Genomic DNA, 703 nt, shown 5'->3' with positions numbered 1-703 from the left:
CGACGGCACCGGGCCGCGCGCCACGACCACCGGCGCGCCCCGCACGCTGGAGGCCCCCGGCACCTCCTTCGGCCACTGGGCCAGGGAACTGCGCGCCGGCGCGGGCCGGCACGAGGACGAGCGCGCGCACTGGGAGGCGACCCTGGCCGGCGCCGAACCCCCGCTGGGCACGAGGCCCCTGGACCCGGCGACCGACACCGCCGCCGGTTGCCGCACGCTGCGCACCGTCCTCGCGCCCGAGCTGGCCGGCCCGCTGCTCGGCGAGGTGCCCGCCGCCTTCCACGCCACCCCCGAGGACGTGCTGCTCGCCGCCCTCGCCCTGGCCGTGGTCGCGGAGCGGGAGGCCACGGACGGCGATGACACCGACTCCCTCCTCATCGACCTGGAGTCGCACGGCCGCCACGAGGAACTGGTCGAGGGCGCCGAACTCTCCCGCACGGTCGGCTGGTTCACCACCCAGTACCCGGTCCGCGTCGCCCCCGGCGGGACCGGAACCGCCGCCGCGGTCAAGCGGGTGAAGGAACAACTGCGCGCGGTGCCGCGCCAGGGCACCGGCTACGGGCTGCTGTACGCGCAGGCCCCCAGCGGCGCCCAGGTCGCCTTCAACTACCTGGGCCGCTTCGACGGCGCCGCGCCCGGCGGCGACCCGGTCGCCGGAAGCTGGACGCCGGCCCCCGAGTCCGACGCCGTCACCGCCCCCACC

At 78.1% G+C, this 703-nt stretch carries 1 protein-coding gene; it reads left to right on the top strand.

Translation table 11 applies throughout. The features are described from left to right. Positions 1-703 (top strand): condensation domain-containing protein (locus KUM32_RS37205; RefSeq protein WP_254406673.1); only part of this gene is annotated, 703 nt, incomplete at both ends.

It is taken from the genome of Streptomyces sp. AC627_RSS907 (assembly GCF_019049165.1).
Note: the sequence above shows the minus strand (reverse complement) of the source record. Positions and strands in the feature narration are given on the sequence as shown.